The 21,086-nt window shown below is 41.4% G+C and carries 20 protein-coding genes and 1 other annotated feature; of the genes, 13 read left to right on the top strand and 7 right to left on the bottom strand.

Annotated elements, in window-relative coordinates; all coding sequences use genetic code 11:
* The first annotated feature begins 23 nt into the window (after positions 1 to 23).
* The 7 genes from budA (at position 24) to IV71_RS02525 (ending at position 7,306) form a co-directional block, all read left to right on the top strand.
* Complete coding sequence (gene budA / locus IV71_RS02555; RefSeq protein WP_010690815.1) at positions 24 to 731, top strand: acetolactate decarboxylase; 708 nt, start codon at positions 24 to 26, stop codon at positions 729 to 731.
* An 82-nt stretch (positions 732 to 813) separates the two neighbouring features.
* Positions 814 to 2,496: an acetolactate synthase AlsS gene (alsS, locus tag IV71_RS02550; protein WP_029489791.1), complete on the top strand. Its 1,683-nt coding sequence runs from the start codon at positions 814 to 816 to the stop codon at positions 2,494 to 2,496.
* Between the two features lie 180 nt (positions 2,497 to 2,676).
* On the top strand, positions 2,677 to 3,435 hold the full coding sequence (locus tag IV71_RS02545) for an ABC transporter ATP-binding protein (protein WP_010690808.1): 759 nt from the start codon (positions 2,677 to 2,679) through the stop codon (positions 3,433 to 3,435).
* A gap of 3 nt (positions 3,436 to 3,438) precedes the next feature.
* Entirely contained in the window at positions 3,439 to 4,185 is a 747-nt protein-coding gene (locus tag IV71_RS02540) for a hypothetical protein (RefSeq protein ID WP_010690807.1), read from the top strand.
* Positions 4,185 to 4,901, top strand: coding sequence for an ABC transporter permease (locus tag IV71_RS02535; protein ID WP_010690805.1), 717 nt, complete (start codon positions 4,185 to 4,187; stop codon positions 4,899 to 4,901). Before IV71_RS02540 ends, IV71_RS02535 begins: the two co-directional genes overlap by 1 nt.
* A 116-nt stretch (positions 4,902 to 5,017) precedes the next feature.
* Positions 5,018 to 5,926 carry an ROK family protein gene (locus tag IV71_RS02530; protein WP_010690804.1) on the top strand — a complete coding sequence of 303 codons (909 nt, stop codon included), beginning with the start codon at positions 5,018 to 5,020 and terminating at the stop codon, positions 5,924 to 5,926.
* Between the two features lie 27 nt (positions 5,927 to 5,953).
* Complete coding sequence (locus IV71_RS02525) at positions 5,954 to 7,306, top strand: glucose-6-phosphate isomerase (protein ID WP_010690803.1); 1,353 nt, start codon at positions 5,954 to 5,956, stop codon at positions 7,304 to 7,306.
* Positions 7,307 to 7,367: 61 nt separating this feature from the next.
* On the opposite strand, the gene IV71_RS02520 is transcribed toward IV71_RS02525, so the two are convergent.
* The 3 genes from IV71_RS02520 to IV71_RS02510 all read right to left on the bottom strand — a co-directional run bounded on the left by IV71_RS02520 (position 7,368) and on the right by IV71_RS02510 (position 10,905).
* On the bottom strand, positions 7,368 to 7,967 hold the full coding sequence (locus IV71_RS02520; RefSeq protein WP_010690802.1) for a xanthine phosphoribosyltransferase: 600 nt from the start codon (positions 7,965 to 7,967) through the stop codon (positions 7,368 to 7,370).
* A gap of 41 nt (positions 7,968 to 8,008) precedes the next feature.
* Positions 8,009 to 9,322, bottom strand: coding sequence for a nucleobase:cation symporter-2 family protein (locus tag IV71_RS02515; RefSeq protein WP_010690801.1), 1,314 nt, complete (start codon positions 9,320 to 9,322; stop codon positions 8,009 to 8,011).
* Between the two features lie 302 nt (positions 9,323 to 9,624).
* The gene (locus IV71_RS02510; RefSeq protein WP_010690799.1) at positions 9,625 to 10,905 is read right to left on the bottom strand and encodes an adenylosuccinate synthase; all 1,281 of its coding nucleotides are present in this window, start codon (positions 10,903 to 10,905) and stop codon (positions 9,625 to 9,627) included.
* 203 nt (positions 10,906 to 11,108) lie between these two features.
* Between IV71_RS02510 and purB the strand changes: the two genes are divergently transcribed.
* Complete coding sequence (purB, locus tag IV71_RS02505) at positions 11,109 to 12,404, top strand: adenylosuccinate lyase (protein WP_010690798.1); 1,296 nt, start codon at positions 11,109 to 11,111, stop codon at positions 12,402 to 12,404.
* Positions 12,405 to 12,448: 44 nt separating this feature from the next.
* Here the strand turns inward: purB and IV71_RS02500 are convergent, their stop codons facing one another.
* Positions 12,449 to 13,405, bottom strand: a complete 957-nt coding sequence (locus IV71_RS02500; RefSeq protein WP_010690796.1) for a GMP reductase — start codon at positions 13,403 to 13,405, stop codon at positions 12,449 to 12,451.
* A 412-nt stretch (positions 13,406 to 13,817) separates the two neighbouring features.
* Positions 13,818 to 14,064 (top strand) — a binding site (T-box leader).
* A 64-nt stretch (positions 14,065 to 14,128) separates the two neighbouring features.
* On the opposite strand from IV71_RS02500, the gene IV71_RS02495 reads away from it, so the two are divergent.
* The 5 genes from IV71_RS02495 (at position 14,129) to IV71_RS02475 (ending at position 19,283) form a co-directional block, all read left to right on the top strand.
* Complete coding sequence (locus tag IV71_RS02495; RefSeq protein WP_010690795.1) at positions 14,129 to 14,842, top strand: aspartate/glutamate racemase family protein; 714 nt, start codon at positions 14,129 to 14,131, stop codon at positions 14,840 to 14,842.
* 84 nt (positions 14,843 to 14,926) lie between these two features.
* Positions 14,927 to 15,511 carry a glycohydrolase toxin TNT-related protein gene (locus tag IV71_RS02490; protein WP_010690794.1) on the top strand — a complete coding sequence of 195 codons (585 nt, stop codon included), beginning with the start codon at positions 14,927 to 14,929 and terminating at the stop codon, positions 15,509 to 15,511.
* Positions 15,508 to 15,852, top strand: coding sequence for an Imm59 family immunity protein (locus IV71_RS02485; RefSeq protein ID WP_010690793.1), 345 nt, complete (start codon positions 15,508 to 15,510; stop codon positions 15,850 to 15,852). Before IV71_RS02490 ends, IV71_RS02485 begins: the two co-directional genes overlap by 4 nt.
* 292 nt (positions 15,853 to 16,144) lie before the next feature.
* Positions 16,145 to 17,977 (top strand): McrB family protein, encoded by a 1,833-nt coding sequence (locus IV71_RS02480; RefSeq protein WP_010690791.1) that lies wholly within the window; start codon positions 16,145 to 16,147, stop codon positions 17,975 to 17,977.
* Entirely contained in the window at positions 17,958 to 19,283 is a 1,326-nt protein-coding gene (locus tag IV71_RS02475) for a 5-methylcytosine restriction system specificity protein McrC (RefSeq protein ID WP_010690790.1), read from the top strand. Before IV71_RS02480 ends, IV71_RS02475 begins: the two co-directional genes overlap by 20 nt.
* A gap of 71 nt (positions 19,284 to 19,354) precedes the next feature.
* On the opposite strand, the gene IV71_RS02470 is transcribed toward IV71_RS02475, so the two are convergent.
* The 3 genes from IV71_RS02470 to IV71_RS08335 form a co-directional block, all read right to left on the bottom strand.
* Positions 19,355 to 20,269, bottom strand: coding sequence for a PIN-like domain-containing protein (locus tag IV71_RS02470; protein WP_158534685.1), 915 nt, complete (start codon positions 20,267 to 20,269; stop codon positions 19,355 to 19,357).
* Entirely contained in the window at positions 20,266 to 20,520 is a 255-nt protein-coding gene (locus IV71_RS02465) for a hypothetical protein (RefSeq protein ID WP_029489787.1), read from the bottom strand. The genes IV71_RS02470 and IV71_RS02465 overlap by 4 nt, the downstream gene beginning before the upstream one ends.
* Before the next feature lie 309 nt (positions 20,521 to 20,829).
* Positions 20,830 to 21,086: transposase (locus IV71_RS08335; protein ID WP_420889347.1), on the bottom strand; the 257-nt coding region annotated here is incomplete at its 5' end.

Here is a 21,086-nt window from a genome sequence, read left to right as displayed (position 1 = left end):
ACCAATAAAGATAGGGGTAATACATGAAACCAGTTGTACAATTTGGAACGATGCAAATGTTGGTTGAGAGTCTTCTCGACGGTTTTGTAACGGCTAAAGATGTGTTAGCTTCCGGTAATACTGGAATTGGAACGGGTGCTGGTGTCGATGGTGAGTTGATCATGTTGGACGGTGTGGCTTACCAAGTTGACGTCCACGGACACGTAAACAAGGTTGCCGATGACTTTCCCATCGCTTTTGGTGATGTTCATCAAGCAGATTTCAAGCCACTGAAGCACTTTGACAACATTACGCTTGACGATTTGCAAAAGGAAATTCTGAAGGAAGTTGGCACTGAAAACCTCTTCTTCGCCGTTAAGATGACTGGTGAATTCAAGACGGTTGAGACTCGTGCCGCTGCCAAGTCCAAAAAGCCTTACCCAGGCCTTGGCGAAATTGCCAAGACGCAGGTTATTTTCGACAAAGATGACGTGAAGGGGACGATGGTTGGTTACTTCACACCACTTGTCTTCCAAGGTGTCGGCGTTCCCGGTTTCCACCAGCACTTCTTATCTGATAATTTGGACTTCGGTGGTCATGTCTTAGGCGCCACGCTCAAATCCGTTGATGTTTCCATCCAGATCTTGTCTGGTGTTACGATTAACTTGCCAACGAACAACGAAGATTACAAGAAGGCCGACTTAACGGACCTTTCAAGCTTAAACGGTGTCATTGCTGACGCAGAATCATAAGCAAAATCCCTTATAAATTAGAATGTAAATGAAAGGAAACATGGGTTTCGACTTTTCTCTGATCAAAACCCATAGTAAAAACATGTCTGAACAAAAATTTGGTGCTGATATTGTCACCGACAGCCTTGTCAACCACGACGTTGACATTGTCTTTGGTATCCCAGGTGCAAAGATTGACCGTTTGTTTGAAACTTTGGACCACCCAAAGCCAGGGCAAAAGGTGCCCAAGTTGATCGTGACTCGTCACGAACAAAACGCGGCTTTCATGGCACAAGCTTTTTCACGTATCACTGGTAAGACCGGTGTTGTGGTTGTTACTTCTGGCCCAGGTGTCGGAAACTTGGTTTCTGGTTTGATGACGGCTAGTGCCGAAAACGATTCTGTTTTGGCCATTGGTGGTCAAGTGCCACGTCGTGACTTGAACCGTTTGACTCACCAGTCAACGGATTCTGTGTCATTGTTCAAGTCGATTACAAACTACAGTTCTGAAATTCAAGATCCAAACAACATTTCAGAAATCATCGCCAACGCCTTTGCTGCTGCAAACGGTGCAAAGCGTGGGGCTGCCTTTGTTTCATTGCCACAAGATGTTGATGATTCACCGGTTTCAATCGAAGCTTTGCCTGAAGTGCCTGCTGCTAAGCAGGGGGGTGCTTCATTAGAAGACTTGAAGTGGTTGGCTGAACAAATCAAGCAGGCTGAATTGCCAGTTCTTTTGGTCGGTGCTCGTGGTTCTGATGATGACACGGTTGACGCGTTGCACGCTTTGTTGGGTGACACGAAGTTGCCAGTTGTTGAAACTTACCAAGGTGCCGGTGTTATTTCACGTGACCTTGAAGAGGATTCTTTCTTTGGTCGTATCGGACTTTTCCGTAACCAAACGGGTGATAAGCTCTTGTCAAAGTCTGACTTGGTTGTGACGGTTGGTTACGATTCCATCGAATACGAACCACGCAACTGGAACAAGGAAAACACCTTGAACATCGTGGCTTTGGATACAACGCCCGTCGAAATCGACAACAACTTTGTGCCAAAGCGTCAATTAATTGGTGATCTTAGCCAAAGCTTGAACTTGCTGGCAGAAGACATCAAGGGTTACGAAATTCCAGCAGCCGGACAAGCCGTCTTGAAAGAAATGAAGGAAGACTTGGCCGAGGCAGATAAGCCTACTTACACGCCTGCCTCTGAAAACTTGAGCCATCCGTTGGATGTCGTGGAAGCCATCCAAAACCACGTAACGGATGACATGACGGTTTCAACTGATATCGGTTCTCACTATATCTGGATGGCCCGTCACTTCAAGTCATACGTGCCTCGTCACTTCTTGATCTCAAACGGTATGCAGACACTTGGTGTTGGTTTGCCATGGGCCATCACGGCTGCCATGGTTCGTCCAGGTGCCAAATCTGTTTCCGTTTCTGGTGATGGTGGTTTCTTCTTCTCCGCAATGGAATTGGAGACGGCCGTTCGCTTGAACTTAGATACAGTGCACATCGTTTGGAACGATAACGCTCACTACGACATGGTGAAGTTCCAAGAAGAAATGAAGTACGGTGAATGTGCTGGTGTTGACTTTGGTAACATCGACATCGTTAAGTACGCCGAGGCATTCGGTGCCAAGGGTCTTCGCGTTGATAAGCCTGAAGATTTGAACAAGGTGCTTGACGAAGCCTTCGCTGCCCACGGTCCAGTTGTTGTGGACGTGCCAGTTGACTACACGCACAACTACGAACTTGGTTCACAGTTGATTGAGTCAGAAGGATAATGACAAGTTATTTAAAAAAGGCAACAACCTGAGGGTTGTTGCCTTTTTTGTTGGAAATGTTTATTTAATCTTACTAATTGACTTTTTATGAGTAAAATGCCATAATCGTTTAAAAGTCGTAAGCCGTTTATCATATTTTGATGAAAGGCCGAGTTGCGTCATTCAGAGAGAAGGTTTCTTTTGCTTGAAGTTAAAAATTTAAAGCGGCAGTTCGGTCAGAAAAAACAGCCGTTTACCGCCGTGGCTGATGTTTCATTCCAAATTAGAAAAGGTGAAATTGTTGCCTTACTAGGCCCTAACGGTGCTGGAAAAACAACAACAGTTAAGATGATTGCTGGTTATCTTAGCCCAACGGCTGGCCATGTAATTATTGATGGACAGGATGCCGCCTTGTCGCCAAAATTAGTCCAAAACCAGGTTGCTACTGTTTTTGGTGGGGAACTTGGCTTTTATGCCCGTGCTTCCGCTTTCGATAATTTGAAGTTTTTTTCGGTCCTATTTAAGATTCCTCGAAAAGAGCGCAAAAAAAGGATTGAGGAAGTGCTATCAGCCGTTCAATTACAAGACGTCCAGTATCAGAAAGTTGGTGAGTTTTCTCGCGGCATGCGGCAGCGATTACACATTGCCCGAGCCTTGTTAAAAGATACTAACATTATTCTGTTAGATGAACCAACGAACGGGTTAGACGTGGAAATTGCCCATGAAATCCGGGACCTCATTAGAAAGCTCGCTGACAATGGAAAGACCATTCTACTCACTAGTCACACCATGAGCGAAATTGAAAGTTTGGCAGACCGAGTCTTGCTCATTGGTGCCGGAAAAATCGTTCATGATGGCACGGTTGAAAGTGTTGTTAAGCTTTCCGGCGTAACGAAAGTTAACCGTCCGGCGACGTTAGAAGAATCCTACCTTGCCTTGGCCGACGGTTTAAGGAGGTAGAAAATGAAAGATTTTCTGACGATTGTTTACTTTCACCTTAAACTATTTGCACAAAACAGTTATTTTCGTACCATTGTTTTTGTAACCACTATCAGCTATGTCATGATTCAATACGTGGCAGCCTACGCGGTACATGATCTAGGTAACCCAAACATTTGGCTACGAGCTGGCATTATCGGTACTTGGGCGGCCGGTACGTCAGCTGCTGGCGTTATCCCTTTTCAAAAGTATCAAGGAACCTTGCCCTACATTCTTGATAGCCGCAGGGGCGATGCCTTTAGTCTGTCAGCCCTAATTATTCCAGCGGCTTGTTTTGGACTATTAGCCTTTCCAATTTCGTTTTTGACCAGCTTTCTGCTAGGTATTAATGTCGTTAATGGACACTTTTTTGCCTTATTTTTTGGTATTCTTGGCCTCTGGGCCTCTGTTATTTTACTAGACTTCGTTGTTGCTGGTACTTTTGTATTAACGCCGAACGCAATGCTCTATGAAGGATTATTGATGGCACCAATCTTGATTGGGTCGGGCATTTATCAGATACCGGGACAGTGGGGAAGAACGGTCCAAGTATTCGGTTGGTTCCTGCCCATGACGACACCGGTTAAACTGATTCTTCACCCGACAACGGTCACAGGAGTGGACCTGTTACAATTTATGATCATTTCAATCGTTTGGTTAGTCTTGGCAAAGTCATTGTTGAACTATTGCATGAAAAAAGTTCGCTTAGTCGGCGAGATGGGGGGACTGTAATGTTAAAGTTAGCGATACAATCCCTACCTTATTTTCAAAATTATCGGACTTTTTTGATTACCTTTATTGTCGAACCGCTTTTTAGCATTCTGATGGTGGGGTTGTTGAGTTCGCAGTTTAGTAGTTCCTTTTTTATTCATACCATTGTGGCGATGAGTATTATTTCAGGTGCGCAAACCCTAATTGCCACATTAAATACCGAGTTTGTCGATGATCAAAAACGAGGCATTGACCTTGAGTTGGCCGTTAGTGCACCTTTTTCGATTCCCTATTGGCTATCAAAAATCATGGCCGCTCTTCTGGTAGCAATTGGACAGGTACTTGTCATCTTAACGCTGATTCGGTTGCTAGCAGGTGATGGTAGCTGGTTAGGGCGAGCATTCGCCATCACGCCGGTTGCTCTAATTTTTGCCTGTATTGTTGGTTTTGTGGCCACTGTTGCCGCATGGCGTAAAAGTGATCCCTATTTTTTCGGAAACGTTGTGGGCATCTTGATTGTTCTCCTAAGTGGCGTTATCGTTCCGCTTAGTCATTACCCGGTCTGGTTAAAGATTTTAACCGAATTGCTGCCGTTTTCCCACTTAATGCAGTGGCTGATTACAGGAAAGGGCGAGCTGTTGATTGATGTTGTGATTGCCTTATTCTGGTTGATATTGGCAGCGCTGGTGTATCGCCGGAAACTTAAAAAGGTCAAGGAAGAAACGAATTATTTATAGAAAGTCTAGCACTCCAAAACAAAGCTAGACTTTTTATTTAATATTTTATTGAAATCGCTTTCATTTATAACAAAAGAGTGCTACTATATAGACATAGACAATAGGAGGAAAACAATATGTTGCTTGGAAGTGTTGAAGCTGGTGGAACAAAGTTTGTCTGTGCCGTTGGCGATGAAAATTATAAGGTTATTGATCAGGAAACCTTTCCGTCAAAGGATCCCAAAGAGACGTTACAACGAACGGTCGACTTTTTTAAACGTTTTCCGGAACTGGATGCCATTGGGATTGCGGCATTCGGTCCTGTTGAAGTCCGCCTGAACCATCCCGACTACGGTGTGATTACGAAGAAAACACCGAAAGTCGCCTGGCGGGGGATTAACATTGTTGATAAAATTAAGAATGAAATTAACGTGCCAATCTTTTTGACGTCGGACGTCAATGGATCGGCCTATGGTGAATATGTTTCGGCAAAAAGCCATGACGAAGGCGTTGAGAGCGTGGTTTACTATACGGTCGGAACCGGTGTTGGTGCTGGAATCGTGATTGATGGCCACTTTATCGGTGCCCTCGGTTTGCAGGAGATGGGCCACGTCAAAGTCAAGCGCCATCCAGCTGACTTGGCCTTTAAGGGCATCTGCCCACACCACGGTGACTGTTTGGAAGGCTTGGCTTCCGGCCCAACTTTTGACGCTCGTCTTGGTAAGAACGGAAAAGAAGTTCCGATTACTGACCCAATCTGGGACATCATGGCTTATTACTTGGCCCAAGCTGCCGTGCAAACAACTTTGACGGTTCGCCCAAACAAGATTGTTTTTGGTGGTGGGGTGATGTCACCGGAGTTCTTGAACATGATTCGCGAGCACTTTGCTGATGAATTAAACGGTTACGTCGACGTACCACCTTTGGACGAGTACATCACGATGCCAGAGATTGAGAACAATGGTTCGGCTACACTTGGTGACTTTGCCTTGGCTAAGAAAGTCGTAAAAGTCGGTGAGGGCCACGCCTTTGCCATCGACCGTTGATGGATTAAGGAAGCGAGGAGAGAAAGAATGTCTTATATTACTTTTAATAGCGACAGTGTGAAAAACTTTGTTGCGGATCATGAATTAGACGAAATTCAGCCATTGGTATCGGTAGCCCACGAGCAACTCGAAAACCGTTCGGGCGCGGGTGCCGACTTTACCGACTGGGTGACGTTGCCAACGGATACAAAGCAGGCTGACCTGGACCGCGTCAAGGCTGCTGCTCAGCAGATTCAGTCCGATTCTGACGTCTTGGTGGTCATCGGGATTGGTGGTTCTTACCTCGGTGCCAAGATGGCCATCGATTTCTTGAACCCAATGTTTAACAACGAATTGGCCAAGGACCAGCGCAAGGGTGTCAAAGTCTACTTCGCCGGAAACTCCATGTCGTCTGCTTATTTGACGGACCTCATCCGTACCATCGGCGACCAGGACTTTTCCCTGAACATCATCTCCAAGTCCGGAACGACGACTGAACCCGCGGTTTCCTTCCGTGTCTTCAAGGAATTGTTGGAAAAGAAGTACGGTAAGGAAGGCGCTAAGAAGCGCATTTACGCTACGACTGACGGTCAGCGTGGCGCGCTTCATAACGAAGCCGAAGAGGCTGGTTACGAGACTTTTGTCATTCCCGACGGTGTCGGTGGTCGTTTCTCTGTCCTGACTCCAGTTGGTCTTTTGCCAATCGCAGCCTCAGGTGCTGACATCGATGCCTTGATGCAAGGGGCTAGGGATAGCGAACGAGAATACGACAATGAGGATTTGAAGAAGAACGATGCTTACCGTTATGCCGCTTTGCGCCGAATCCTCTATGACAAGGGTTACACGAGTGAATTGCTGACGAACTGGGAACCAAGCATGCAATACCTGTCCGAATGGTGGAAGCAGTTGATGGGTGAGTCAGAGGGTAAGAACCAGAAGGGAATCTACCCAACGTCTGCCAACTACTCAACCGACCTTCACTCACTCGGTCAATACATCCAAGAAGGCCGCCGCGACCTCTTCGAAACGGTTGTCAAATTGGATAACCCAATCGTTGATATGCCACTCCCTACCGAAGAAGGAAACAACGACGGGCTTTACTACCTCGAAGGGAAGACCATTGACGAAGTGAACACGAAGGCCTTCCAAGGTGTCGTCCTTGCCCACGTTGACGGAGGTGTGCCAAACCTCGCCGTTCACTTGCCAAAGCAAGACGAGTACACACTAGGTTACTTGATCTACTTCTTCGAAAAGGCCGTGGCCATTTCCGGCTACCTCTTCGCCGTCAACCCATTCAACCAACCAGGTGTTGAAGCTTACAAGACTGCCATGTTCGCACTCTTAGGCAAGCCAGGTTACGAAGAAGAAACAAAAGAATACTCAAAGCGTTTGGGAAAGTAAGAATGTAAAGTAAAAGGCAGTCCGTGTTGATAACGGGCTGCCTTTTTCATCTACGATTCTTTTAACAATCTACTTCCTCATCCTCTTCGTTCATAAAGATTACATGTCCATCTTCAAAAGCCGCAATACGTGCTAATGAATGAATATTAGTAAGTCCTGCGTCAAGGACGTTTTGCCGACCCGGTTGGAAGGACTTTTCAATCACGATGCCAGCGCCAACGATGCCGGCATTTGCTTGCTCAGCAATCGTCTTTAATCCTAGAAGAGCCTGACCGTTTGCTAAAAAATCATCGATTAGAAGTACGCGGTCGTCTCCTATTAGAAAGCGCTTATCGACGCGAATCTGTTTTGTCGTCTGCTTGGTGTAGGAGTAGACATCAGCCGTAAAGGCGTCATCCGTTAAGATTCGTGATTTACTCTTACGGGCGAAGACAACAGGAACGTTCAGCGCCAGTCCCGCCATGACAGCAGGTGCGATACCAGAAGCCTCAACCGTTAAAATCTTCGTCACACCCTGGCTGGCGAAAAGGCGAGCAAATTCCTTCCCCATATCCTGCATCAACTGGGAATCGATTTGGTGATTTAAAAAGGAATCGACTTTTAAAATATCTTTCCCAAGCACACGACCATCGGCTTGAATTCTCTTTTCTAATTCTTTCATGGTAACTCCCTTAACTAGTTCATGATTTTTTTATTTTATCATTATTGAGGATTTGTTTTGTTTTTCTGATTGTTGTCTGGGCAACCGTTCAAAAAAAGGTTCAACAAAACGGCAAGAAGAGTGGTCACGACAACACCGTTTGTCAGGATTAACTTGAAAGCTTCAGGAAATTGGTTGAGAAAAGTCGGGACAGCACCAATACTAAGTCCAGCGCCAATTGAAAGACCGGCGGTCAACAAATTGCCTTCTTTAGTCAGATCGACTTTTCCGAGAATCTGAACCCCTTGAATCGCAATGGTAGAGAACATGACCATCATGGCGCCCCCAAGAACAGCACTTGGAATGATGGTGGCTAGCGCGCCGAATTTTGGTAACAGCCCGAGAACGAGTAGGAGACAGGCTGCGTAGTAAATCGGCTGTTTCGTTTTCACACCAGACAGACGGATAACAGCCACGTTTTGAGAAAAAGTCGAGTAGGGAAAGGTGTTAAAGATACCTGAAAGGATGGCAGCAAGTCCTTCTGCTCGATAGCCTCGGGCGAGATCTTTTTGACTAAGATTTTGCCCAGTGATTTCAGCGAGGGCAAAGTACACACCGGTTGCTTCAATCATGGCAGTCAGGACGATCACAATCATTGTTAAGGAAGCGGACCATGAAAAAGTCGGCATACCTAGAAAGAAAGGGGTTGGTAAGTGGAACCAAGCGGCATTTCCGACCGGCTTAAGCGAAACAGCGCCGAAAAAGGCCGAAAAAATCGTACCTAAAACAATCCCAAGTAGAATCGAAATGGCTTTCAAAAAACCTTTAGCAAATTTCATCAAGATCAAGGTAATCATGATGGTGATCAGGCCAATCATCAAGTTTTGATAGGAACCGAAACTTCTCGCAGTTGTTGTGCCGCCACCCCAATTTTGGAGAGCAATCGGTGTTAGACTTAACCCAATCACGGTAATCAATGAACCAGTGACGACGGGTGGGAAAAAGCCACGTAAGCGGGAAAAGCTACCAGCAACTACCACGACAAATAGTCCTGCAACAATCGTCGCGCCGTACATAGCACCGTATCCAAGTGTGGAACCAATGTTAATTAACGGAGAAACGGCTTGGATTGAAGAACCAAGGACGACTGGTAAGGCAATTCCGGTAACCGGCGTTTGTTTTAGTTGAAGCAAAGTTGCCAAACCCGTGCAGAAAATATCAACGGAAATCAAGTAAGCCAACTGAGTGGCAGAGAAGTGCAAAGCTGTTCCAATTAATAAAGGAACTAAAACTGAACCGGCGTACATCGCTAGAACGTGTTGGAGTCCAAGCAGGAGCGCTTGGACTTTAGGAAGTGGTTTTGTTGGGTTTTCCATGATATCTCCTTGAGTTGGTGAAGTCCTGTCATACTCGATTTTAAAAATGACACACCGAGCCCTCTATCGGGAGAAACAAAAAAGCGCGTAAAGAATTCCAAGCGCGCTTTAAAACCCTTGGTGATAGTCGTCCTTTTTGCCGGACGGTAGAAACTCGGTTAGCATTAAAAACCGGATATAACGCCAAAATAGTGAATGTGTTGTAATATGAAAACGAATGTTTTTATTTCAATTTTAAAAAAATAGCAAACGTTAAAAATAATTCCTGTCTTGTTCTTTCTAACAAATATGGGCTTTTTTTCTTACCAAATTTTTGTTAGAACATGTGTTGCTTCACGTTCAGGACCAACGGCAAAGGTGTGAAGGGGGAGACCAACGATTTCAGAAATCCGAATTAAATAATTCTGAGCATTAATTGGTAAGTCCTGAATATTGGTGACACCCGTGATGTCTTCTTCCCAGCCGGGTAGTTCTTCGTAAATTGGGATACAACGGGCAACTTCTCGGTTATTAGCCGGGTAGTGGTCAATGATTTTACCGTCTAAATTATAGGCAACGGCGATTTTAATGGTCTTAAAACCGGTCAAGACATCTAAACAGTTTAAGGAAAGTTGTGTCATTCCAGAAATCCGAACCGCATGGCGAAGAACAACGGTATCCAACCAGCCAATACGACGTGGACGCTTGGTCACGACACCATATTCATGAGCCACTTCGCGAATGGTGTTTGCTATTTCATCGTGAAGTTCGGTCGGAAATGGCCCTTCACCGACACGGGAGGTATATGCTTTGGAAACCCCTACAACCTCGTTAATACGGGTTGGTCCAACTCCCGTGCCAATAGTTGCGCCACCAGCAATGGGATTTGATGAAGTGACAAAGGGGTATGTTCCTTGGTCGATGTCGAGCATGGATCCCTGAGCTCCTTCGAAAAGGACCTTTTTATTTTCATCTAAGGCTTTGTTAATTAAGTAAGATGTATCCGTTACCATGGGCTTCATCCGCTCACCGTAGGACTTATATGTCTCATAAATACTATCAAAATCGAGTGCTTGCTGACCGTACAGCTTCGTTAAGATTTCGTTTTTAGCTGCTAAAGTCGCTTTTAAACGAACTTTTAGAATCTCTGGATCAATCAAATCACAAACACGAATCCCAATCCGCTCGACTTTATCCATGTAAGCAGGACCAATTCCCTTTTGAGTCGTCCCAAGTTTATGACTCTTTTTTTCTTCCTGCAGCCGGTCGAGTAAGCGATGGTAGGGCATAATGACCTGTGCCCGGTCTGAAATTACAAGATTTTTTGTATCGATTTCGTATTTAGCTAGGTAATCGATTTCGTTAAAAAGGGTTTCGGGATTCAAAACCACCCCGTTACCAATGACATTTTGGACATTTTCCAAGAGGATTCCCGACGGAATCAACTGTAAGTGAAGCTTTTGATTGTCGAGTACAAGGGTGTGCCCGGCATTATCACCGCCGGAATAACGGACAACAAAATCAGCTTTTTGGCTAAGAAAGTCCGTGATTTTTCCTTTTCCTTCATCTCCCCATTGACTTCCAACGATAACAGTTGCTGGCATGATTCACTCCTTGCTTTCTTCATTCATTCGATGCAACAGGACCATCATAACGAACGTTAAAATAAAAAACAAGGTTATTATACGAATGTTATTCGTTTTATATGATTAAATATTAAAAATATATTGATTTATACGCATTAAAAGCGAACGATAAAGTCCTTTTTGTGATAAAATTTAGTTATTCGAGAAAACGGGGGAATATGATGCTAGATCGTTATGCACGCCCGGCCATGGCACAAATATGGTCGATGGAGAACCAATATAAAGCGTGGCTAAAAGTTGAGATTGCCATTGATCAGGCCTGGGCCGAACAGGGACTCGTATCATCTGATGAATTAAAGGCAATAAAGGAAAACGCTTCTTTTAGTTTGGACAGAATCAAAGAAATCGAGAATCAGACGCACCATGACGTTGTCGCCTTTACAAGGGCAGTTTCGGAAACGCTTGGTGCAGAGAAAAAATGGATTCATTACGGTGTCACGAGCACCGATGTCGTTGATACGGCAAACGGGCTACGTTTAAAACAAGCCAACCAAATCATTCTAGAAGATTTAAAGAAACTTCACGCACTGTTAAAAGAGCAGGCCGTTCAATTTAAAGATACGGTGATGATTGGTCGCACGCACGGTGTCCATGCTGAACCGACCTCTTGGGGATTTAAATTAGCACGCTGGTACGACGAAATCGGACGGCATATCAACCGTTTCGAACGGGCTTCTTCCGCAGTAGAAGTTGGTCAAATTTCTGGTGCAGTGGGGACTTTTGCAAACATCCCACCGGTCATCGAAGAATCAGTCTGTGACTTGCTTGGCCTCAAGAACCAACCAATTACCAGTCAGGTTCTACCACGTGATTTACACGCCGATTATCTTTCGACGATTACCTTGATTGGCTCTTCTTTGGAAAACTTTGCCACTGAAATCCGTTCCTTACAACGAACTGAAATTCGTGAAGTTCAGGAATTCTTCGACAAAAAACAAAAGGGTTCGTCCGCCATGCCTCACAAGCGAAACCCAATCGGTTGCGAAAATATCTCTGGTTTGGCACGGGTTCTTCGCGGATACCTCGTTCCAGCCTATGAAGACATTACACTCTGGCATGAACGGGATATCTCACACTCATCCGTCGAACGCATCGTTCTCCCCGATGCAACAACCTTGATTGACTACATGTTAACCCGTTTTACTAAAATTTTAGCCCAGCTTGAGGTTTACCCAAACCGAATGAAAGAAAACTTAAATAAGACAGGTGGTTTGATCTACAGCCAGCGTGTCTTATTGAAATTGATTGACTCAGGATTGAGCCGTGAAGCAGCTTATGACTTGGTTCAGCCATTAACTGCTAAGGCGTGGGACGAGGGCATTTCATTTGAGAAATTAGTCAAAGAGTCGCCGGAAATTAAGCAAAGGTTGAGCTCAGATAGCTTGGCAGATGCCTTTGATTATAATTACCACCTCAGACGAATTGATGAGGTTTTTAAGCGCCTAAAAATTAACTAGCATCGAATAAAAAGAAGCACCTGCATTAGCGGGTGCTTTCTTGTTTAGTAATCCGTTAAAACGACGTAATCAACCGTTTTGAGGCTGGTCAGACTTTTTCCTCCAGCATATGAGATTGCAGAGGATAGGTCTTCCTTCATGGCTTTTAAAGTCTTTTCGAGGGGACCTTTGTATTCGACTAAGAGGCTTTGACCCTCAACGTTGTGTTCATTTCCCTTTTGACGAGCTGAAGCAGAACCGTAGTAGGCTTTATAGGCTTTGCCGTTTTTTTCGATAACTTCACCTGGCGTCTCATCATGACCGGCAAACATGGAACCAATCATCACCATGGTTGCACCAAAACGAATCGACTTAGCAATGTCACCGTGATGACGAATACCGCCGTCTGCAATAATCGGTTTCGTCGCAACCTGTGCACACTGAGAAAGGGCAGCAAGCTGCCAACCATTGGTCCCAAAGCCGGTTTTATCCTTTGTGATACATGCTTTCCCTGGGCCAATGCCAACCTTTGTTGCATCGGCTCCAGCCGCTTCTGCTTCGACGATTGCTTCAGGCGTCCCCATGTTACCAACAATTAGGAATGTTTCTGGCAACTTTTTCTTGATGTAAGCAACCATTTGAAAGACATAATCGGAGTGACCATGGGCAACATCAATGGTGATGTATTCCGGTATAATATTCTTTGATTTAAATAAGTCAATTAATTCATATTCTTCCTCTGTAATGCCAAGACTGATTGATGCAATTAATCCTTTTTGTTGCATTGATTGAACGAAGTCAAAGCGCTGGTTCGGATTGAAACGGTGCATAACATAAAAGTAACCACGAGCGGATAACCACTCAGCTAGGTTTTGATCAATGACGGATTCCATATTGGCAGGCATCACTGGAATCCGAAACGTGTGCTGACCGAGTTGAACGCTTGTATCTGCATCTCTTCGACTTTTTAAAATGCTTTTTTTAGGTAAAAGTCGAACTGTGTCATAATCAAATGTCTTCATAATTTCTCCATTCCTTCAGGGAGCTACAACAACCAAAGGGGATTTTCCGATTAATCATCGCATCACATTGAAAAAAATATGTTTTTTTAACCTTTTCGGTTACCCCATGTATTAATATACGGTTTTAAACAGATAAAGACAAATAATCCCTCTTAAGTAAGCATTTTTTAGTTGAATATTCTTAATTTAAGATGGATTCAATTGATAATGTTCGTTTTTTTGTTTTATAAAAGCATATATTTAAAATCACTAGAGTATATACCAGTTCTTATCTTAATTTTGGTACTCATATACAATGACATGCGAGGGGACCGATTAACTATGGCTAGTACAAATGAACTAAAGAAAGTTGGGGCGTCGTTTCTCGTTGACTTTTATTGACATTCAAACAGAGGACTGCTATTCTTTTGGTAACCGAACATCGACAGGAAGAGTAAAAAACGGCGGTTCCACAGCGAGTCAACGTCTGGTGCAAGTTGACGATCCTAAGTTTTTGAACATGGTCCTTGAGTTCTTCGCGCTGGTGAGCAATTCGTTAGCCAGCACCGGGTGCGCCCGTTATCGCGTCAGGGTATCTCTTCATGGACGTACCTATCGAGTAACCAGCAGTGATGCTGGTTAGAATTCAGGGTGGTAACACGATTTTATTCGTCCCGTAGTCTTTTGACTACGGGACTTTTTTATTACCCTAAAACGAAGCAAAGCATCTGAAAGGGGTCTTATATGACTATCAAGCAAAACCACAACCGCCATCCATTTGCCGGGTACACCATCGGCATTCTTGCACCCAATCTCGATTACGAGAAGACGCTCGGCAACGTCGCCAACGCTGAGACTTTCGACTATCCCGTTCTTTACGAAGTTGTCGATATTGACCTGGAATTACTTTTTCAGGGCGACGAATCACTAAACGAAACCATTGTCGCTGCCGCTCAAAAACTCGAAGCCAGCGGAGTTCGAGCCATCATCGGCGCTTGTGGTTTCTTTGCCAACTTTCAGAACTTGCTCAAAGAAGCCGTGAACATTCCAGTCTTCACATCAAGTCTGTTACAAGTACCTCTGATTGAAAACTCACTAGCACCCAATCAAAAAATCGCTGTTTTCGCTGCCAACGGCGAAAACATCCAACACGCACTTGCCGCAGCCGGAAACACCAACACCAATCGCTACGTGCTAGTTGACGTTAACCAATTGGAAGAGTTCGCTCCAATCCGCTACGGCAAGAAGCCACTCGACAACGAAGCCCTCGAACGAGCTTTATCTGACCTGGCCAAGGAAACAGTTGACAGCGACCCAAGTATCGGCGCCATTTTACTCGAATGCTCCGATCTGCCCCCATACGCCAAAGCCGTGCAGGAAAAGACTGATTTGCCAGTCTTTGACTTTCTAACGTTAATTAACTTTGTTCATCAGGCGGTGAAACAGAGGAGGTATTGAGATTGTTATTAGGTATATTCGTCTGGCTTCTTTAGTAATTCACCATGTTATAATTTGTTCAAGAAGTGAAGGGGAGAAGTGAGTATGTTTTTTAGACGTAAACGAAAAAAAGAAAAAGAAACAGCAGAAGCAGCAGATTACTTAATGGATATGATTAATCGCTATTATCATCGAAATACGATACTCGATCGTTATTACTTCAAGAATGAGGTTGATAATGGTTGTTTTTTCTCAGATACAGAGAACAACGTACCATACGAACAACGTGGATTACCATATCCTAAGGAAACACAGGAATATCACCAATACCTTGTTAAGGACCTTATTAATAATGAAACAATGAAAAAAGCATATGAACGTCTGTCTGATAAAGAAAAATATGAATTTTCAATTACTGCAAAGCGTTGGCATACAACAGTTGAAGGACTTTTAAACGAGAAAATAGTTGAAGGACGTATTGGTCCCGCATTCGGCTATGATGGTAGCAATCCTGATGCTCGACAAATAGTTACACCAATTAGCGTCAGTTGGTTAAAAGCAATGGGATTTTTAGAAGATGTAGATGGTACCACTCATCAAATCATGACAAACGCTGGTATTAATCCAGAAAAAGAAGCAGAGGTTGCGGAAATTCTAAAGAAACTTGGCTTAATAGAGGAAATCGAATGAATATTAATGAAGAACGAGAGTGGCTAGAAAAAATTGTTAATGAACGAGGATACAATCACGATAATCTTCATTACAGTATTTTTTCACCTGGTAGAAATATTTATGAGGTTCGGATTGATCTTCTCGACAATAATCAATATTTTGTCAGTTGTACAAATGAACGAGCTTGGTTTGTTGATTTTGAAAGATCACAAAAAACTTATGATTCTTTTAAAGAAGCTGCCGCAGACTTTTTAGATCGTTTGGATGCGGTTGTTGAATATAATCGGCTGGCTGTTAAGCCTGACACAATACCGACTATTGATTATCATTCTCCACTATGGGATGAAATGGAAGAGTAAAAAGCAATGGTGGGAACATAATGAAGATTAGTCAAATCATTAACAATGAAATGAAGAATCCTGAATTTAGAAAAGAATACTTATCTGTAAAAGAAAATTCAGCAAGTACTATCACAATGTACAACGCTAACAAATTCAACATTTTTCATTGAAAAGTGTGTGGGTGAAGTATAAGTAGATTTAAAACAAAAAGGACGATTATCGTATGAGTACGGTGAACGTCCTTTTTTGGTATACTGATTGAGAATACTCAAATTATAAATAAAATCGATTAAACTGGAGAGAGAAGGATATGACGGATCAAAAACAAAAAGAATTCGAGATGATAATAACGTCGGAAAACATTATCTCAACTGATCCAGAATTTACGATGAATAATCTACGTCTAGGTGATGCCTATGGTCCGATAGATATTGTATTTATCAACCATGATGACGAAAAGATTGAACGGCAAAGAGAAAAGGGTGAACACCAGGTTTCAATTCAGAAAATTCCGCGCCTTACCTGCCAAATTTATGAAAAGCAATTAGAAGCATTATCACCACAAGAGAAGAAAAATTTTCCAATTTGCCGCTACTCGTTATCATCTGAAATCATTCGTGGAATTTTTCCAAGTAAAGAAGCATTCAATGAATACGATAACGATTTTAGATCCGTAACATATACCTGTGCTGACAGAAACCTCATGGTTTTGTACTGTTGGAATATTTTCTCAACACTGATTTTTGTACAAGAGTGTCTGAAACGTTTCGGACAAGCGGGTGACAAATTCATTTTGACATACAAACGCGTCAAGTCAAACGAAGAATACATCGAAAATGAACTTAATGAACCTGAAAATGATCGCCTCTATTACTTAAACGCCTTCTCACAAACACTCCTTGAATCGAAAAATGTTATTTTCCGAGGCGCTCCAGGAACTGGAAAATCATATATGGCCAAAGAAATCGCAGCGGACATTATTAGTGAAGGGCACGTTAACGACTATGATTCACTTACCGATGAGCAGAAGAAACAAGTAGAATTTGTTCAATTTCATCCAAGTTACGATTATTCTGACTTTGTTGAAGGATTACGACCAAGAATAAACGATAACGGCACCATGAATTTCCAATTGGAAGATGGTATTTTTACTAAATTTGTAAAAAAAGCGCAGAAAAACATTGAAAATGCCGATAAAAGTATCGATACGCTGGAAAAAGAGACCTCAGCTAAAGATATTTTAGATGAGTATCTTTCAAGAATAGATCTTGGCGTTGATCAATTAAAGATTGCTAGTGGTAACAGATTCTATATAACTGCTTTTGACGAAGCTTATATTTATATAGCGATTCCTGACAATACAACCATTAACGAGTTGAAGCTTAACAAAGTCGAACTGCTATTAATGTTAGAATCTGGAACAGATTTTAATAAGCGTAAAGAATTGACCGACTTCTTTGGAAAGACACATGGTACCCAAGCGTACTCTTATGATTTAGCGATTTTTAAAGAAATAAAAGCACAAAAAATCACTTCTCCCCAAACAAAGATTGAGCAAGAAGGCGAGAAACCCTTTATCTTCATCATCGACGAAATTAATCGTGCTGAAATCTCAAAAGTCCTTGGGGAACTGTTCTTTTCAATTGACCCTGGCTATCGTGGTACAGCCGGCGAAGTCTCGACTCAATATGCCAGCCTTCATGAAAATCCGGAAAAGAAGTTTTCAATTCCTAAGAATGTCTATATTATCGGAACCATGAACGATATTGATCGTTCGGTTGATAGTTTTGATTTTGCCATGCGCCGTCGATTCCGTTTCATTGAAATTAAGGCCGAAGACCGATTAGAAATGTTGAATAGTTTAGGTGAAGAATTAAAAGAAGAAGCCATTAATCGGATGGAAGCCCTATATAACGAAATATCAACAGTCGATGATTTAAATGAAAATTACTTCATTGGTGCATCCTATTTCTTGAAGTTGAAAGCTCTGACTTTTGATCAATTATGGGAAGACTATCTACTTCCTTTACTACAAGACTACGTCCGTGGCATGTATGACGAAGAGGGTATCTTAAAACGGTTTGCACGAGCATACGGCTACTCCTCAATAACTGGTGATGTCTATGAAAACGTTGAGGGTTAAAGATAATGCATCGTTGTTGAAAGAAGCTTTCGTCCCCATTTCTAGCCTAGTTAACCGAGTTAGTGATAAAACTCTGGGCCAACTTGAAAAAGAAGGTATCTTTGTTTTCCCAGATTTAATAAAAGATGCTGAAGACATTACAAGAGAACAAATGATTATCAAAAGTAAGGATAATTATTATAAAACAAGTAATGTAATGGGTTTTCTTGGATATGGAGACGATCAACTAGTTATTGAATCAAGATTCAGCACTAACGAACAAGATTATTTTTTACAATATATGCTGGAAATAGTAATGGATTTTCCAAATATACTGGACCTAAATACAAGTGCCAACCAGGAAAATCAGCTATTCAACTTACTTGTCTTTCTGTTCCCGATCTACCTAAAATCAGCAATGAGAAAGGGTGTATTTAAGACATATATCAATAACAACTATAACGATTCGAACATCAAGGGAAAGATTGATATTCCACGCCACATCAAAGAGAATACGCCTTTTCTTGGCAAAGTCGCCTATAGCAAACGTGAGTTTTCATACGATAATTATTTAATGGAACTTATCCGTCATACCATTGAGTTTATAAAACATCAGGCCTATGGCAAGACTTTGATGAAAAAAGTTAAAAAAGAAGTTGATTCAATAGTTGATACAACTAAAAATTATTCTCCTCAAGAAAAAATCAAGATTATTCAGATAAATAAGAAAAAGCCAATCACACATGCTTTTTATCATGAGTATCGATCACTGCAACGACTCTGCATTATGATCTTACAACATGAAAAACATCAGATTGGCTCTGGTATGAAACAGGTCCATGGCATTCTCTTTGATGGCGCATGGCTATGGGAAGAATATGTCAACTCGCTTATCCAAGATAAGTTCTATCACCCAATGAATAAAGGCGGAAACGGCGCCCAGTGGCTATTCTCTACAAAAAATAGCAAGGTTGGCTTAATTTATCCAGATTTCATCAGTAAAGATACTGACAATCGAATCATCGCAGATGCTAAATACAAACCAATGCACAATATTGGAAATCGTGACTATTTGCAAGTCTTAGCTTATATGTTCAGATTTGATGCACACAAAGGTTATTTCTTGTATCCTGATCAGAATGGTGATGATTCATTACAGTTGAAGTTGAATCAAGGAGTGACGTATGAGAATGATGTCCAGCCTCATAGAGATATTATGGTAACGAAGTGTGGGTTAATAATACCTGACAATGCGACGTCTTATGAAGATTTTGTGATGAAGATGAAGAAAAAGGAGAAAAAGTTTGTTGTTAGAATGATGGGGTGAAATAGTTCAAAACATATCTAGCGAAATATATCATGAATTTAAGAAATAGATCATCAATTTAACGGTTAAATTTACCATTCATTATCAGGCAGAGTATCTTCGATATCTATTCCGTATTGTGTTTCAAACATTTGTTTTAAGTAACTATTTTGTGAATCTAAATATTTATTTTTCTCAATAAGAGAATCTTTTTCACTAGTTAAATAATTATATCTAGTAGTTGCATCTGAAGGAGAAATGACGGATGACATCGATGCAAATGTTAAATTCCTAATTTCCTCTGTAATATTTAAAATATTTATTTTATTTTCATCTATTTTTCTTTTGTTATCCCAATAAATATTTAGACGATCTGACTGTGTTGAAAGTTCATTTTTAATGGAGGGAACCTTTGTTCCATTGCGATATTGAACAAAATTGTTATTACTTAAAATATAAAATTCTGCTTCTGATTCTCGACATAATTCATCAATCATATTAATTCTCGGACCCATTCCATTAAAAATTAAATCATTTTTTTCATGAGAAGTCCCATCATCAGTAACAAATATAACTTTTTTTATTTTAGTATCTTTGGCTTTCTTTTTAATGTCTTCCCAAATCAAAAGATCACCATATTTTTGCTCATAATGTAATGAATCAAAATAGCGGCGTGCTTCACCTTTCTGTTCATCGTTAAATCCAGGAGCAAGCTTATATTTATATCTTTCTTTTCCTTTTTCCTGAATTTGATTAATTTCTTCTTGAGTTGGTTTTTCACCTATATAAGGATTAATCAATTCTACTAATTTATCAAATTTAGTAATATATAAAGATTGTAGTTTGTCTTTAGTTTCAGAACCAAATTCGTTAGTTAATTCATCTAGATATTTATTAGTTAAAGAAAGAACTCTCTTATGTTGTCCTTTTTCTAAAATAACTGCTAATTTTTTTATTTCCTGATTAATAGTTTGTTTTATTAATTTATTTTTTTGTAACTCTTCTATTTTTTTATTTTGTCAAATTTGATTCTATATTTATTAAAATTAAACTCGAGTGCAACTATATAAGGTACATATATATTAATATCTTTCAATGCTTTAAGATACTGACTACCATATTCATCAGGTAAACTAAGTATTGCGAGTAAGTAATTTGTATCTGGAACAATTAAAGTCTCTTCATCCTCTAAAAACTTTGATTCAAACTTATTAATCAAGAAGGGATAAAAATAACTCTTAAAATCTTTACTACACATTTGCATTCCTCATTATGTCTTTTGATATTGTTCACAGCTATTACAAGATTAATATATCATATCGTTATTATTTTTAGCATAATTATTTTCGTATCATGTTTATCACAATACTTTACATAATATATATTATCGAAAGTAACATATGCACGGCATTTGTCAACCCCTAATGCAACAGTTTAAGAAATCAATCGGGATAAATCCTCGATAAAGCTGATTATATCAGCTTTTTTATGTTTTAAAAAAATTTGTGGTCACCAAAAAAGCCTGCCTATTTTGATAGCCAAGTACATCTTTTGATGAAGCTTATTTTTACGTTATCCAACTTAACTGTAGTTTTTGATAGCTGAGATGTCGTTTAAAGGCACTCAGACGCGTTTTAAAGCCATGTAAAGCCATCGGACGAGTATTGATACTCAACAAGACTTTTTTGAGCTCTGAGGGCTTTACATGGCCGAAATTGGTTTTCTTTGGGAAATACTCTCTTAGTGTGCGATTAAAGTTCTCGTTGGTGCCTCTTTCATACGGCGAATAGGCATGGGCATAGTAGTACTTAATTTTGTGCCGGC

It is taken from the genome of Fructobacillus fructosus KCTC 3544, from assembly GCF_001438695.1.
Lineage (GTDB): Bacteria > Bacillota > Bacilli > Lactobacillales > Lactobacillaceae > Fructobacillus > Fructobacillus fructosus.
Note: the sequence above shows the minus strand (reverse complement) of the source record. Positions and strands in the feature narration are given on the sequence as shown.